13 protein-coding genes are annotated in these 14,519 nt (G+C 62.0%); 9 read left to right on the top strand and 4 right to left on the bottom strand.

Translation table 11 applies throughout. The features are described from left to right. Positions 1 to 131 precede the first annotated feature (131 nt). Positions 132 to 542: a type II toxin-antitoxin system VapC family toxin gene (locus MCIT9_RS10840; protein ID WP_317704901.1), complete on the bottom strand. Its 411-nt coding sequence runs from the start codon at positions 540 to 542 to the stop codon at positions 132 to 134. Then, positions 542 to 787, bottom strand: a complete 246-nt coding sequence (locus MCIT9_RS10835; protein ID WP_317704900.1) for an antitoxin — start codon at positions 785 to 787, stop codon at positions 542 to 544. The genes MCIT9_RS10840 and MCIT9_RS10835 overlap by 1 nt, the downstream gene beginning before the upstream one ends. Before the next feature lie 727 nt (positions 788 to 1,514). On the opposite strand from MCIT9_RS10835, the gene ltrA reads away from it, so the two are divergent. The 3 genes from ltrA to MCIT9_RS10820 all read left to right on the top strand — a co-directional run bounded on the left by ltrA (position 1,515) and on the right by MCIT9_RS10820 (position 6,362). Further along, the gene (gene ltrA, locus MCIT9_RS10830) at positions 1,515 to 2,849 is read left to right on the top strand and encodes a group II intron reverse transcriptase/maturase (RefSeq protein WP_317704480.1); all 1,335 of its coding nucleotides are present in this window, start codon (positions 1,515 to 1,517) and stop codon (positions 2,847 to 2,849) included. A 121-nt stretch (positions 2,850 to 2,970) separates the two neighbouring features. Further along, complete coding sequence (tnpC, locus tag MCIT9_RS10825) at positions 2,971 to 4,431, top strand: IS66 family transposase (protein ID WP_317704479.1); 1,461 nt, start codon at positions 2,971 to 2,973, stop codon at positions 4,429 to 4,431. Between the two features lie 719 nt (positions 4,432 to 5,150). Continuing rightward, entirely contained in the window at positions 5,151 to 6,362 is a 1,212-nt protein-coding gene (locus MCIT9_RS10820; RefSeq protein WP_317704899.1) for a nitroreductase family protein, read from the top strand. Between the two features lie 305 nt (positions 6,363 to 6,667). On the opposite strand, the gene MCIT9_RS10815 is transcribed toward MCIT9_RS10820, so the two are convergent. Continuing rightward, complete coding sequence (locus MCIT9_RS10815) at positions 6,668 to 7,309, bottom strand: response regulator transcription factor (RefSeq protein ID WP_317704898.1); 642 nt, start codon at positions 7,307 to 7,309, stop codon at positions 6,668 to 6,670. Next, entirely contained in the window at positions 7,281 to 8,642 is a 1,362-nt protein-coding gene (locus tag MCIT9_RS10810; protein WP_317704897.1) for an ATP-binding protein, read from the bottom strand. The genes MCIT9_RS10815 and MCIT9_RS10810 overlap by 29 nt, the downstream gene beginning before the upstream one ends. 227 nt (positions 8,643 to 8,869) lie before the next feature. Between MCIT9_RS10810 and MCIT9_RS10805 the strand changes: the two genes are divergently transcribed. The 6 genes from MCIT9_RS10805 to MCIT9_RS10780 all read left to right on the top strand — a co-directional run bounded on the left by MCIT9_RS10805 (position 8,870) and on the right by MCIT9_RS10780 (position 14,510). Beyond that, complete coding sequence (locus MCIT9_RS10805; protein ID WP_317704896.1) at positions 8,870 to 10,672, top strand: methanol/ethanol family PQQ-dependent dehydrogenase; 1,803 nt, start codon at positions 8,870 to 8,872, stop codon at positions 10,670 to 10,672. Positions 10,673 to 10,755: 83 nt separating this feature from the next. Next, a complete protein-coding gene (gene moxJ, locus MCIT9_RS10800) occupies positions 10,756 to 11,607 on the top strand; it encodes a methanol oxidation system protein MoxJ (RefSeq protein WP_317704895.1) in 852 nt (283 codons plus the stop codon). A gap of 30 nt (positions 11,608 to 11,637) precedes the next feature. Further along, a complete protein-coding gene (gene moxG / locus MCIT9_RS10795) occupies positions 11,638 to 12,180 on the top strand; it encodes a cytochrome c(L), periplasmic (protein ID WP_317704894.1) in 543 nt (180 codons plus the stop codon). Positions 12,181 to 12,197: 17 nt separating this feature from the next. Continuing rightward, a complete protein-coding gene (locus MCIT9_RS10790; RefSeq protein ID WP_317704893.1) occupies positions 12,198 to 12,488 on the top strand; it encodes a methanol dehydrogenase [cytochrome c] subunit in 291 nt (96 codons plus the stop codon). A 136-nt stretch (positions 12,489 to 12,624) separates the two neighbouring features. Beyond that, a complete protein-coding gene (locus tag MCIT9_RS10785; RefSeq protein ID WP_317704892.1) occupies positions 12,625 to 13,656 on the top strand; it encodes an AAA family ATPase in 1,032 nt (343 codons plus the stop codon). Continuing rightward, positions 13,653 to 14,510 carry a DUF58 domain-containing protein gene (locus tag MCIT9_RS10780; protein ID WP_317704891.1) on the top strand — a complete coding sequence of 286 codons (858 nt, stop codon included), beginning with the start codon at positions 13,653 to 13,655 and terminating at the stop codon, positions 14,508 to 14,510. The genes MCIT9_RS10785 and MCIT9_RS10780 overlap by 4 nt, the downstream gene beginning before the upstream one ends. Positions 14,511 to 14,519: the final 9 nt, after the last annotated feature.

Raw genomic sequence — 14,519 nt, 5'->3', positions numbered from 1 at the left:
ACTCGCAGCCAGTAATATGGTTTTATGGTAAGCGACAGGCACAGTGATGTCCACGCGGAGGGTGGAAGGAGGAAGAAGATGGGAATCCGGGCTGTTTTGCTCCTCTTGATGCCGAAGGGGCTGTTAAGACGTTATTCTCCGATCCAGTTTTCGACCGGCAGTCCGGGCACCCGGCGGAACTCGCGGACGTTGTGTGTGACCATGACCAGTTTCAGATGACGGGCGTGGGCGGCGATCAGAAGATCGTTGTGTCCGATGGGCGTCCCCTTGCTTTCCAGATGGGTGCGGATGTCCGCATAGTGTTCGGCAACCTCGGGTTCAAGCGGCAGAACCGGAAGAATTTGCAGCAACGCATCAACCCGGGCGCCGATGCGCTCCGATCCGCTGCGCTGGGCCCCGTAACGCAGCTCACAGGCGACGATCACGCTGGTACACAGAGTGTCTTCCCCCACCCGATCCAGGTGGGCGCGAACCTGGCCCTGCGGCTGGCGGATCAGATGGGAGAGAATGTTAGTATCGAGCAGATAGCGAAAACCGGCCATCAAAAAACATCTTCCGGTTTCACGGGCACGTCCTCTATGTCCGGAAATTCCTCTTCCAGCGGTTCCCATTCGTCCAGCAATTCCTTGAGCTTTTTCCTCCGGGGAACCGGCTCTATGATGAGCCTGCCGTCTTCCTTGCGCAGGATGACCTCCTCGCTGTCCAGTTCGAAATCCCGCGGAATGCGCAGGGCCTGGTTGCGGCCGTTGCGGAACAGGGAAAGACGGCGGGTTGTATCGGTTGTCATCCTATTCACCCTAAGGCGGTTGAAGCATAGGTCATAGCCTATGCCGATTTCCCCGGATTGTCAAAATGACGGTGCAGGACTTGCGAGCCCTTCGGTGAATTTGCGGTTTGGGGTGCTGATGCCATGCGGCGCCTGATGGAAATCGTTACCGTTCATTGCGCCAGGCCAAGCCTGGAGAAGGAGGAAGTTATGTAGAAGGAAAGACATCGCTGAAACCTTCAGAGCGACCTGACAGGTGCAAGTCCTGTCCGGCCAAGGCTGGCCACCAGCCGGAACCGAGTGTTGCGTGGTCGAGGAGCGATCCCGACTGCGAAGCGTACACAGGGGGCCTGTAGGCCGCGTGATGGAGCCTCGAAAGTACGGAATGCGGAGCCGACGTTATTGAACGGACGGAAGGCAACAGGGGTGGTGCTGTACTGGCCTGGCATCATCCCTCCGCCGGGGTCGAAGAGCGGGGCATGCAGGGCAAGGGTCGCCCAGGAACCTGGGAGGGCTCGATCACTCCTTGCGGGAAGAGCGGTGCGGGCGCCGTGTGAGAAAAGGCCCAGGCCCATCGGAGCGGTGTCCGGCCGATGGGAGCGAACGGGACACGAAGCAGGGTACCGGCGCGCGAAGGCGACGAAGCGCGCTGGGAAGGTGATCGAGCAATCGGAGCCTGCCGATAGTACCTGGGAAGTCGGGGAACCTGCCCCAAGGGACCCGATGGAGGGAAGCGGCAGGTCGGACGATGGGGCTTTCGGAGGGACAGATGGCCGGGACATCGAGCCAGGAGAACATCTCAACACGACAACGGAAGCTAGTGGAACTGGCCCGGATCGAACCGAAGCTGGAACTGACCACGATTGCCCACCACATCGACGTGGTGTGGCTGGAAGAAGCCTGGCGGCGCACCCGCAAGGACGGGGCCGCCGGGGTGGACGGCGTGACTGCATCCCAATACGCAGCCGCCTTAGAGGAGAACCTGACGCGCCTGCTGGAACGGTTCAAGACCGGCCGGTATCGGGCGCCTGCGGTACGGCGCGTCCACCTGCCCAAGCCGGGAACGGGAAAGACCCGCCCGATCGGCATTCCCACGCTGGAAGACAAGGTGCTGCAACGGGCGGTGCTGATGGCGCTGGAACCCATCTTCGAGCAGGACTTTCTCGACTGCGCCTACGGGTTCCGGCCCGGACGCAGTGCCCACCAGGCCCTGGAGAGGCTATGGGGCGGGCTGATGGCCATGGGCGGTGGCTGGGTCATCGACCTGGACATCCAAAACTTCTTCGACGATGTGGACCGGGACCGGCTGCGGAACTTTCTGGGGCAGAGGGTGCGCGACGGCGTGATCTGCCGCGTGATCGGTAAATGGCTGAATGCCGGCGTCATGGAGAGCGGACAGCTTCACTACCCCGAACAAGGGACACCGCAAGGTGGGGTGATCTCCCCGCTGCTGGCCAACCTCTACCTGCATCACGTGCTCGACCTGTGGTTCGAGCAGACGGTCAAACCGCGACTGCAAGGCAGCGCCTTCGAAGTCCGGTTCGCCGACGATGCGGTCCTGGTGTTCGAACGGGAAGAAGACGCCCGGCGGGTATTGGCCGTTCTGGGCAAGCGCCTGGCCAAATACGGCCTGCGCCTGCACCCGGACAAAACCCGCCTGCTCGACTTCAGAAAACCCGGACGGAAAGGCCAGAGCTTCCAATACCTGGGATTCACCCACTACTGGGGACGCTCAAGGAAAGGGCGTTGGGTCGTCAAACGCAAGACCGCCCAAGCCCGGCTCAGCCGCTCCCTGCAGGCGATCAACCACTGGTGCCGGATGCACCGCCACTGGCCGGTTGCAGACCAACAAGCGGCCCTGAGCCGCAAACTCAAGGGGCATTATGCCTACTATGGGATCGTCGGCAACAGCCAATCGCTGGCCCGCTTCCTGTACGAGGTCAGACGGCGCTGGTACAAATGGTTGTCCCGCCGCAACCGGGAACGGATGAACCGGGACCATTTTGGGCGGCTGTACAAACGATACCCACTCCCCCCACCGCGCGTGGTTCACGGAATTGCCCGTTGCGTAGCGACGCCATAGTCCGAGGAGCCGGATGCCTTAATCGGGCACGTCCGGATCTGTGGGAACCGCGGGTGAGCAATCGCCCGCGGTCACCCGGCCGGTCTTGCCAAGTGCCTGAAGATTCAGGAGAATGCGGGCCATGGAAAGACTTGATCTGGACCTGAGCCGCCCACCTCCCTTGCCCGAGACGGTGGAGGAATGCCACCGGGTGATCGAAGCGCTTTGGCGGGCGCTGGGAGAATTTCAGCAGATCCAGGCGCGGGTGGAAGAACTGGAGGAACAGTTGGCCTTGGGGTCCGACAATTCCTCCCAACCACCTTCCCAGGACAGCCCGAAGAAGCGCGCCGAGCGCAAGGGCAAGCGACCGACGGGACGCAAGAAAGGGGCGCAGGTGGGACATCCCGGGCACGAGCGGGCTCTGGTTCCGGCAGAAGCAGTGGACGAGGTCCGGCATTACTTTCCCCATGGCCGCTGCGAGTGCGGTGGGTCGGTGGCGGTGCGGGGATTCCGTCCCCATCAGGTGTTCGACCTGCCCGAGATTCGTTACCGGGTGGTCGAACACCGGGTGTATGAAGGCCGCTGTGGGTGTTGTGGTCAGAAGCACCAGGGGCGGCTACCGGATGAGGTGCCCCGCGGCCAGATGGGACCTGGGCTGGTGGCGTGGATTGGCTTGATGACGGGGCGCTATCACCTGTCGCTGCGGGAAGTCGAAGCGCTGCTGGAAGAACAATGGGGTCTGAGATTCAGCCTGGGGGCGATCAGCCAGAGCCAGATCCCGCTGCAGGCGTGGCTGGGTCCGGTCTACAACCAGATTGGCGAAGCGGTCAGAAAAGCGCTGATCGCCCATGCCGACGAGACCCGCCACTACCGGGGCCGCAGCATCTATTGGCTGTGGGCGCTGACGACCGATCAGATGGCGTATTTCCTGACCCATTATTCCCGCGGCAAGGGTGCGGCCGGTGAGCTGTTGGGGGATTTCCAGGGAATCCTGGTGACCGACCGCCACGGGGCCTACAACGACCATCCCCAGGACTCACACCAATACTGCTGGGCGCATCTCATCCGCAACCTGGAACGGATCGCCGGGCGCAAGGGACAGGCCGGCGAAGATGGCGAACGCCTGCTCCGGGCCGCCCGCCTGACGGTTCACTACGGCAAGCTCTGGCAACAGAGCCATTACCCATCCGACCGCTACCGAAGGCGATTGGAACGCCTCAAAGCCCTCTTCCGGCGCGAACTGGAACAGGCCGCCCAAAGACATGGCGACAACAAAACCGGTCGCAGCTGCCGCAAGTTGTTGGACGATTTTCCCAGGTTCTGGACCTTCCTGGACCATCCCGGGGTACCGATGACCAACAACACGGCAGAGCGTGCCCTACGCCCCTATGTCATCTGGCGCAAGACCAGTTTCTTCAGCCAGTCGCATCGCGGTGACTGCTTCCGACCCATGATCCTGTCGCTGGTCGAAACCTGCAAGCGCCTCAAGATCGGCGTCTATCAGACCCTGCGGACCATCTGCGCCCAGGGCATGGCAGAGGGCGAGGTCACCTTCCGCCTGCCCCTGCCGGAACCTCAACCACTTCCAGTGGCAAGCCCGTGAACGGTAACCACCAACCCAACATCTGGATCAAAAGTAGCACGGTACCTGGTGGCGAATCTGGCGCCTGCTCAAACATGCCATCGATACCGCCATCCTGATGCCTTGGAGATGGGAGGTACAACACTACGAACAATGCCGGAAATCATGATGGAACGGCCTTGAAAGAGAACCTTGCAAACACTTCCGGTGCCAGTGATCGATTTGGTGGCGCCTACAGAGCGCTGGGACTGGGTAATGCGCGAAAAAAATCGACCAGTTATGGCTTAAATCGGTGTGTGTGGGAGCCCTTCCCCTGCCCATCCGCTGGACGGAATATCAAAACATTTTACTCCTGTTAAGTCATGGCGCGTTACGAGCATCTGCCGATCTACAAACAGCGCTGGACGTGGCGATGCACTGCGAAAAGGTGGTGGCCAATTTCTCCGCTACCATAAGTACACCCTGGACACGGAGCTGCGCAACCAGAGCCAGAGCCGCACCGAGTATGCCGCCGCAAGGTGGACAGGCAACGGTCCAGCCCGACTACTGGTTGGCCACGGATGACGAGCCAGACGATGATTGGGACTTCGACGGCGACAACCATGGTTGGGTTGTGTGCGCGGAGAATGACCCCTCTACATTTCGCTTGAGAATCTGTATCGGCAGCATTGCCACTGCCGCCGGCATCTGGCGTTTCCGGTGCCAGTTTGGTTGAATGGAGGCGGAAACAGGAGGTGCAAATGAGCCGGGAACGACTGAACGTACAGGCCCCCGTCCACGAACTGATCGCCGCCCGCTGGAGCCCCCGGGTGTTCGAGGCGCTGCCGGTGGAGGTGGAGAAGCTGGCCTCGTGCCTGGAGGCAGCCCGCTGGGCGCCGTCGTGCTACAACGACCAGCCCTGGCGCTTCCTGCTGGCCGACAGCCACCAGGAGGAGGAAGCCTGGCAGCGCTTGTTCGACTGTCTGTCTCCGGGCAACCAGACCTGGGCCCGAAGGGCGCCGGTGCTGATCTTGGCCTGCGCCGCGACCCGCTTCGGCCACAATGGCCAGCCCAACCGCTGGGCCCAATACGACACCGGCCAGGCGATGATGAGCCTGGTGCTGCAGGCCACCGCCCTGGGGCTGGCGGCCCACCAGATGGGCGGCTTCGATGCCGATCGGGTCCGGCAGGCCTTCGCCATCCCCGGGGACTTCGAACCCATGAGCGTGCTGGCCCTGGGCTATCCCGGAGACCCCGCGGTGCTCGACGAGGAGATGCGGCAGCGGGAGCTGGTACCCCGCCAGCGCAAACCCCTGGAGGAGATCGCCTTTGCCGGCCGCTGGGGCCTTGGCTTCACGGCACCGGACTCTCTCGGCTGGGAGGCCCGCTACCAGGAAAGTCCGCCCGAGCGCCTGCCCTGGTACCATCCGGATCTCGATCCGGACGTGGCCGAAGCCCTGGAGCGGTTCGGGATAGAGGGCGGACGGGTTCTCGACCTGGGAACCGGCCCCGGCACCCAGGCGGTGGCCCTGGCCAGGCGGGGCTTTCAGGTGGTGGCCACCGATGTCTCCCCGACCGCGGTGGAGCAGGCCCGGCGGCTGGCGGAGCGGGAAGGGGTGGAGGTGACGTTTCTCGTGGACGATATCCTCGCCACCCGCCTCGAAGGACCCTTCGATTTGATCCTCGACCGCGGCGTGTTCCACGTGTTCGCCCCCGAGGCGCACGGCCGCTATCTGGCGGTGGTTTCGCGACTGCTCCGCCCCGGCGGTCTGCTGCTGCTCAAATGCTTCAGCGTCGAGGAGACCCGCCCGGAAGGCCCGCCGGGACGCTACGCCCCGGAAGACATCCAGCGCATCTTCTCCGGCCCCTTTCGGATCGTCGAGATTCGTCCCTCGGCCTTCGCAAGACCCGGGGATGACAATCCCCCCAAAGCCCTGTTCTGCGTTCTGGAAAGCGAGGAGGAAAGCCGATGAAAACCAAGATCCTGTTGACCGTCTCGCTGCTGGCCTGCACCGCCGCCCTGGCACGTCCTCCCGCCGCCTGTGGAAAAGCGCTTCGAGCGCCTGGAGGATTGCAAAACCCCCGAATGTCTGGAGACTGTTTTGCACAAAATTCATGCAGCCTCCGTGACCGGTGGGTACGCGGCACGCACTTGGGTTGGGGTGGCATAACTGTTGGGTCCCGGCGGAAGGTACTGTCTCCAGCAGGGGGATAGGCTGATGAGGTTGACATGAATTTCCGATAGCGGCCCGCTGAATGCGGGCCGACTGGCATGGGATTACTTGCTGGCCAGATCTTGCATATAGGCCAGGCGCACCAGTTCTCCCATAGTGCTGACTTCGAGCTTGCGCTTGATCTGGGTCATGTGATTGGCGGCGGTCTTGTGGCTGATGTACAGGTGGTCGGAGATTTCCCTCACCGACAGTCCTTTGGCAGCAAGACAGAAAATTTCGAATTCGCGGTTGGTCAGGCAGGTCAGAGTGCCTTCCTGCTCCTCACCGTTGGCGTACTGCCAGGCCAGTTGCTGAGCGATGGTGGCGGCAATGTAGTGTTCCCTGCGGGCGATGGTGCGGATCGCTTCGGGTAGGATTTCCGGCTCGGTGCTCTTGCTGATGTAGCCCTTGGCTCCTGCTTCCAGGGCGCGTCTGGCGTACAGGGTTTCTTCATGCATGGTATAGACCAGAATATTGGCCTCCGGATCGTGGTTGACGATGCGGCGCAGCACCGTCAGACCCCCGGCGCCAGGCATGGACAGGTCCAGCACCAGCACGTCGGGGCGATGGTCGAAGTAGCTGTGATAGGTGCGGTCGCTGTCCTCGGCCTCGGCAACGATACAGATGTCGTCGCTCTGTTCCAGCAGAAACCGGTGGCCGGCGCGGACTACCGGATGGTCATCGGCAAGCATGACGCGAATGGTCATTGTTTTCCTCCTCCTCGAAAGGCATTTGAATGGATAGGGTGAAACCGCGGCCTAGGGCTGTGGTGACCTCAAACCGGCCGCCCAGACTCTCGACCCGCTCCCGCATTCCCTTCAACCCGTAACCGCGTCCGCGCAGCAGCGGGACGGCAGCACCGCTGCCGTCGTCGCGGATGGTGATGTGCAGCCAGCGGGACCGGGGTGTATCAGCTACCGTCAGTCGGACGTGAATGTGCCGGGGATGGCCATGGCGGAAGGCGTTGGTCAGGGCTTCCTGAACGATGCGGTAAACGTGGATTTGATGTCCAGCGGGGAAGTCGTCTGCACCTGGGTCACATTGGAGCTGGATCCGTACTTGGGGGCGCTGTTGCCGCCAGCGCTCGGCGAGGGCATCGAGGGCGGCGCGCAAACCCAGATCATCAAGCATCAACGGCCTCAGGCGGTGGATCATGGTGCGGATGGTTTCGAACAGGTGATCCACCTGCTCGACGATCAGGCAGGCTGCCTGGTGTATAGGTCCCACTGGGCGCTGCTGCTTGATCGACAAAGCCAGCATCTTGATGCCGCTGAGCACCTGGCCCAGTTCATCGTGAAGCTCCCGTGCCAGAGTCCGGCGTTCCTCTTCCTCCACTTTGAGTAACTGCCGGGTCAGGCGGCAGTTGTCTGCGCGAGCCTGCTGCAATTCACCGGCACAGTGGTTGAATGCCTGAGAGATGCGGCGCCACTCTGGTTGCGGGAATTGGGGCAGGCGGTGGTCATACCGTTCCTGCTCCAGGGCCACCAGCCCGCCCAGAACGGCATCCACCGGCTGAAAGGCCCGTCCCAGCACCCAATACAAGGCCGCGAAACATCCCCCCGCCAGAAGCAGGATCAACCCCATAAACAGGCGGGTTTCCTGCCAGGCTTCAGCGATTTCGTCGGCCGGATCAGCTACCAGCCGCACCTGCAGCCCCCGGCCCTGTCGGGTAGGGATGGTTTGTTCCAGAATAGCGGGCGGTGGCTGCACCAGGCGGGCGAACCAGGCCGGCACATCAGGGAGCGCCGGGGAAGGGAGCAGGGGTAGGGGCCTCTCGTCCTGGAGTATAAACAGGCGGACGTGACGTAATTGTCCCAAGCGTTCCAGCATCGACCGCCAGGCGGCGGCCTGCTCGTCGGGCAAGGGCCCCTGCAGATGACTGGCTTCCACCATTTCCCAAGCCAGGTGTAGGGCGGAACGGGTTTCCTCTGCCACTGATTTGCGCACGTGATGGACGACCAGCACGCTGCCGATGGCGACCACGAGGGTCAGGATGACGGCGATGATGAGGTTGACCCGGGTCTTCAGGCTCAACTGCATAAACATGCCGCCATTCTCAGGCATCCGCACCCGGGATGCCATAGGAATCCTTCCTTGCCTTGAAGCGGGGGAATTTCCAAGGCCGGCCGGACGTATTCCATCCCGGTTTCAGGAATTTGACGCCCCTGGATCCGGGAAAAACTCCGTAACGCGTCGGTGGGCTTCGACATCACAATGGTAGCCGTACTTCAACACGAACAACCTGCAAGAGGAAGAGGAGCTGTTCCATGCGATACAAAACCCTGTCCCTGGTGCTGACGGCGATGCTGGCAGGCAGCGCCACCGTGGCCCAGGCCAACCAGAAGTTGATCGAACTGTCCAGGAAGGACACCAACTGGGTGATGCCCACCAAGGATTACAGCGCGACCCACTACTCCAGACTGGCTCAGATCAATACCGCCAACGTCAAGAACCTTCAGGTGGCCTGGAGCTTTTCCACCGGTGTCCTCCACGGCCACGAAGGGGGGCCATTGGTTGTCGATGGCCTCATGTACATCAACACCCCGTTCCCCAACACGGTCTACGCCCTGGATCTGGACGACCCCAGCAAGATCGTCTGGGAATACAAACCCAAGCAGAATCCGGCCGCCCGCGCGGTGGCCTGTTGTGACGTGGTCAACCGAGGCGTGGCCTACGCCCCGGCGGAGAAGGGCAAGCCGGCCAAGATTTTCCTCGGTCAATTGGACGGCCACCTGGTGGCCCTGAACGCCAAGACCGGTGAACCCATCTGGAAGATGGAGGCGTGCGACATTCGCGTCGGCGCCACCATTACCCAGGCCCCCTTCGTGGTCAAGGACAAGGTATTGGTGGGCTGCTCCGGCGCCGAACTGGGGGTGCGTGGTTACGTGACCGCTTTCAACATCAACGATGGCAAGATGGAATGGCGGGCGTTCGCCACCGGTCCCGACAAGGATATTCGCCTGTCAGACAAGTTCAACGAGAAAACGCCACAATACGGCCGCTTTGGTCTCGGTCTCAAGACCTGGGAAGGGGACGCCTGGAAGATCGGCGGCGGTACCAACTGGGGCTGGTACGCCTACGATCCGGATCTCGATTTGATTTACTACGGTTCCGGCAACCCGGCGCCCTGGAACGAGACCATGCGCCCGGGCGACAACAAGTGGACCATGACCATGTGGGCCCGCGACCCGGATGACGGCATGGCCATCTACGGCTACCAGAAGACCCCCCACGACGAATGGGACTACGCCGGGGTCAACTACATGGCGTTGTCCGAGCAGGTCATCGACGGCAAGAAGGTGAAGCTGGTGACCCACCCGGATCGTAACGGCATCGTCTATACCCTTAACCGGGAAACCGGGGAACTGGTGCGGGCCGACAAGCTGGACGACACAGTCAACTGGGTCAAGTACGTGGATCTGAAGACCGGCCAGCCGGTGCGCGATCCCGAATACGGAACCCGCATGGACCATCAGGCCAAGAACATCTGCCCTTCGGCCATGGGTTACCACAACCAGGGGGTGGATGCCTACGATCCCGAAAAACACTTGTTCTTCTTTGGTCTCAACCACATCTGCATGGACTGGGAGCCGTTCATGCTGCCCTACCGGGCAGGACAGTTCTTCGTCGGCGCCACCCTCAACATGTATCCCGGACCCAAAGGGGTGATGGGCTTCGTGCGTGCCTACGATGTCAAAAACGGCCGATTCAAGTGGTCGGTACCGGAGAAGTTCTCGGTCTGGGGCGGCACCCTGGCCACTCAGGGCAACCTGGTCTTCTATGGCACATTGGACGGCTGGATCAAGGCCCTCGACAGCCGCGACGGCAAGTTGAAATGGAAGTTCAAGCTGCCTTCCGGTGTCATTGGCCATCCCATCACCTATGAGCACAACGGCAAGCAGTACCTTGCCATCTACTATGGCGTCGGTGGCTGGCCCGGGGTTGGTCTGGTGTTCGATCTTAAGGACCCTTCGGCCGGGCTGGGTGCTGTGGGCGCCTTCAAGGAACTGGCCAAATACACCAAGATGGGCGGTGGCGTGATGGTGTTCGCCCTTCCGGACGAAACCTGATCGGTGCATTTTGCCAAACCAATGTCTGCGGGCGGTCGTGCGGCCGCCCGCTTCCAATCCCAAACGAAAAAGGTGAAATACACGTGAAGCGAATCGGCTGCTGGGGGATGTTGTGTTTGTGCCTGCTCGGTTGCCAGGGGCAGCAGGCCAGGGAAGCGGCGGCGCTGCCGGGGCCAGCGCTCAGGGTATGTGCCGGGGAGAACGAATTGCCCTATTCCAACCGTGCCGGCGAGGGTTTCGAAAACGCCATTGCCCGGGAATTGGGACAAGCCCTGAGACGGCCGGTGGAATTCGTCTGGTGGCGGGATGCCCGCTTCGTGGTGCGCAATTACCTCGACGCCGGCAAGTGCGACGTGATGATCGGGGTCGATGCGGGCAATCCGTTGGTCAAGACCACACGGCCCTATTACCGCTCCGGCTACGTTTTCGTGACCCGCAAGGGGGTGACGGTGCGTGACTGGGACGATCCGTTGCTGCAGCAGGCCGAGCGGATCGCCTTTGTGCCTCACAGTCCGGCGGAGATCATGCTGCGCAAGATCGGGCGTTATGCGGATATGTTCTTCTACATGAACGAACTGGTGGACTTCAAATCCCGCCGCAACAAGTACGTGCGCTGGGAACCGAAACGCCTGATCGGGGATGTATTGTCCGGCAAGGCCGAGGTTGCGGTGCTGTGGGCGCCGGAGGCGGCCCGCTACGTGCGGGACGCCGACGGCCGCCTGCAGATGCGGTTGATACCCGATCATCAGACCGACCGCCGCGGCGAGCCGGTCCCGCACCGTTACAGCGTGGCCCTGGGGGTGCGCAAAGACGACGAGGCATTACGCCAGGCCCTGCAACGGGCGTTGGACAAGCGGCGCGGCGCCATCCGCGCCATTTTGGAGGCCGAGGGTATTCCCCTGTTGCCGCTCGATGAGAAAACCGCTTCACGATGAACGATGAAAATTTTAAGGAGAAAAACCAAGATGCGATTGAAAACGATGATCCTGGCTTCGATGCTGGTCACGGTGGCGGCAGGGACAGCCACGGCGGAAGTCACTTTCCGCCACGCCCTGGAAGGCATGCCGCTGGATCTTTCGGTAGCCAAGGACTACAAGAATCCCTCCGGGACGGTCAAGCAGTTTCTGGAAACCGGCGACAATCCCTATAACTGCGACAAGAAGGCCGTCGAAGAAGGGCACAGCCTGTTTCTTTCGGCCTGTTCCGGCTGTCACGGTCACGAAGCGGAAGGCAAACTGGGGCCGGGACTGGCGGACGACTACTGGACCTATCCGGCGGGCCTGACCGACAAGGGTTTGTTCGAAATCATTTTCGGCGGCGCCCAGGGGATGATGGGGCCGCAATACGTCAACCTGAGCATGGACGAGATGCTCAAGATCATGGCTTTCCTGCGCAGCATCTACAAGGGCAACCCCAGAAAGATCGAATGGAAAACCTGTGACGCCGCCGGCGACGGCGGTTCCAGTGGCGAGCAGAAAGGCATTATCCATATCAAACCGCAATCCTGAACAAAGGAGGAGACACCATGAAACGACACGCGCTGACATTGATCGGTATTTTGATGGGGCTGGGACTGGCGGCAACCGCGCAGGCCTATACCGGCACCAACTGCAAGGAGCCGGGGGTGTGCTGGGAACCGAAGCCCGGCTATCCGGAAAAGATCAAAGGCACCCGCTACGACCCCAAGCACGATCCCAAGGAGCTGGACAAGCAACGCCAGGCCATTGAGGCGATGGATAAGCGCAACCGCCAGCGCTGGCAGCACTTCAAGAAAACCGGCAAGTTTGTCTACGACGTGGATGAAATTGGCGGTTGACAAAAATATTCGACCTGCATTCTGACATCATTTGTTCAAGGGTTTCTAAAGGTGCGATGCGGGTCGATTGGGTGAAAACCCCTAGGAAAGCCTTGATGGGAACAGGGATGTTCCCGTTTTTTTGGATCGTTCGATTGTGAAACCAATATCCCAAAATCTTGAAAACTGGCGCCAACAGGCGCTCGAACTGGAAGGCGCCCTGGGCCGGGTCATTCTCGGTCAGCAGACGGTGATCCATCAATTGACCGTCGCCGTCTTCGCCTGTGGCCACGTGCTGCTGGAAGGCAGCGTCGGCATCGGCAAGACGACCACGCTCCGCGCCTTGGCGCGCCTGTTGGGCGGGCCTTATCAGCGCATCGAAGGGACCGTGGACCTGCTGCCCACCGATCTTGTCTACCACACGTATCTCGATGCATCGGGAACGCCCCGGGTCGATCCCGGTCCGCTGCTGGAGCACGGCGAGTCCTTGTCGGTGTTCTTCTTCAATGAAATCAATCGCGCCCGGCCCCAGGTGCATGCCCTGCTGCTTCGGGTCATGGCGGAGCGCCAGGTGCGGGCGTTCGAGCGGGAATACCGTTTTCCCCATTTGCTGGTGTTCGCCGACCGCAACCGGGTCGAGCGGGAGGAAACCTTCGAGCTGCCGGCGGCGGCCCGCGACCGCTTTTTCATGGAAATCAACATGGAGGCCCCAGGCGACGAGGAAAGCCGCGAGCGTCTGGCATTCGAACCGCGTTTCTACGACAGCGACACCCTGGTCGCCGCCGTGCCGGAAGGGGTGTTCGACTACCGCCAACTGGGACAGGTGGCGGCGGCCGTCCAGGAACAGGTGGCGGTGACACCGGCGCTGCGCAAATATGTCCTCGATCTCTGGCGGGCCAGCGAAGATCCCGGCCGGTTCGGCATCACCCTGCCGGAAGTGGAGATGGAGCACTTGATCCTGGCCGGCGCCAGTCCCCGCGGTATCGCGTCGCTGGTCCGGGCGGCCCGGGTGCGCGCCTGGCTGGCGGGGCGCGGCGCGGTGTCGCCGGAAGACGTCCGGACCGTATTTCCCACGGTCATGAGACATAGAATTTTCCTGCAACCGGTTTATGAAGCCCAGCGGGACTGGTGGATTCCCCAACTGCTGACGGCCATCCTGGATCAGGTAGTGACGCCCGATCTGCCATGACCCGGTTGCGACCACTGAATGAAATTTTCTATCGAATCCCCGGACGGGTCGAAGGGCATCTTGCCGGTACCCACCAGAGCCGGGAGGCCGGCCTCGGGACGCAGTTCTACGGCGTTACCGATTTTCTCCATCATCCTGATCTTCGGAGATTGGAACTGCGGCGCAGTTTCACCGATCCCTTCCGCCGGCTTCATGTGCGGATCTTTGAGCGTCGCAGTGCAGCCACCGTGGTGATCGCCGCCGATCTCAGCGCTTCCATGATCGCGGCCGGATCCAAGAGGCTCCAGCTGGCGACCCTGACTGAAGGTCTGGCGATGGGCGCCCGCCGTTTGGGTGACCGTTTCGGGTTTGTCGGCTTCGACCGCCAGGTCCGGCGGGGCTGGGTCATGCCCCCGATGACCGCCACCGGCTGGGTGCGGAGCTGGTGCGAGCGCCTGAATGACCACCCCTGGCAAGGGGAGGGCGCCCAGGGTGCCTTGCAACTGGCCCAGTGGCTGCCAGCCAGGCGCTGCCTGGTGATTCTTGTCTCCGATTTTCACTGGCCTGACGGGATGCTGCCGCAGGTTCTGGGCCGATTGGGGACTCATCTGGTGGTGCCGGTGGTGTTGTGGAGCCGTGCCGAGACGGAAGACTGGCCCCGCTGGGGCATCCGCCGGGTGGTGGACGCCGAAACCGGGGGCGAGATTCTGGTCTGGTTGCATCCGCGTTGGCGGCCCCGGCTCCAGGAGCGCTATCGGCAACGGCGGCGGACCTTGCAACGCCTGTTCCGGATATCGGGATGCCAGCCGCTATGGCTGGAAGACGCTATCGATCCCCGCCGGATCGAACGCCATTTTCATGCCCTTGCCGGATGATGCGTGGTC

Origin of the sequence: Methylomarinovum caldicuralii (assembly GCF_033126985.1) — a bacterium.
Classification (GTDB): Bacteria; Pseudomonadota; Gammaproteobacteria; order Methylococcales; family Methylothermaceae; genus Methylohalobius; species Methylohalobius caldicuralii.
This window is presented reverse-complemented; position numbering and strand designations above follow the sequence as displayed.

Excerpts from the sequence above, each read along its gene's own strand:
- MCIT9_RS10805 (WP_317704896.1), top strand. The coding sequence starts at position 8,870 with ATGCGATACAAAACCCTGTCCCTGGTGCTGACGGCGATGCTGGCAGGC.
- MCIT9_RS10835 (WP_317704900.1), bottom strand. The coding sequence starts at position 787 with ATGACAACCGATACAACCCGCCGTCTTTCCCTGTTCCGCAACGGCCGC.
- tnpC (WP_317704479.1), top strand. The coding sequence starts at position 2,971 with ATGGAAAGACTTGATCTGGACCTGAGCCGCCCACCTCCCTTGCCCGAG.
- MCIT9_RS10840 (WP_317704901.1), bottom strand. The coding sequence starts at position 542 with ATGGCCGGTTTTCGCTATCTGCTCGATACTAACATTCTCTCCCATCTG.
- MCIT9_RS10790 (WP_317704893.1), top strand. The coding sequence starts at position 12,198 with ATGAAACGACACGCGCTGACATTGATCGGTATTTTGATGGGGCTGGGA.
- ltrA (WP_317704480.1), top strand. The coding sequence starts at position 1,515 with ATGGGGCTTTCGGAGGGACAGATGGCCGGGACATCGAGCCAGGAGAAC.
- MCIT9_RS10780 (WP_317704891.1), top strand. The coding sequence starts at position 13,653 with ATGACCCGGTTGCGACCACTGAATGAAATTTTCTATCGAATCCCCGGA.
- MCIT9_RS10820 (WP_317704899.1), top strand. The coding sequence starts at position 5,151 with ATGAGCCGGGAACGACTGAACGTACAGGCCCCCGTCCACGAACTGATC.
- moxG (WP_317704894.1), top strand. The coding sequence starts at position 11,638 with ATGCGATTGAAAACGATGATCCTGGCTTCGATGCTGGTCACGGTGGCG.
- MCIT9_RS10815 (WP_317704898.1), bottom strand. The coding sequence starts at position 7,309 with ATGACCATTCGCGTCATGCTTGCCGATGACCATCCGGTAGTCCGCGCC.
- MCIT9_RS10810 (WP_317704897.1), bottom strand. The coding sequence starts at position 8,642 with ATGCAGTTGAGCCTGAAGACCCGGGTCAACCTCATCATCGCCGTCATC.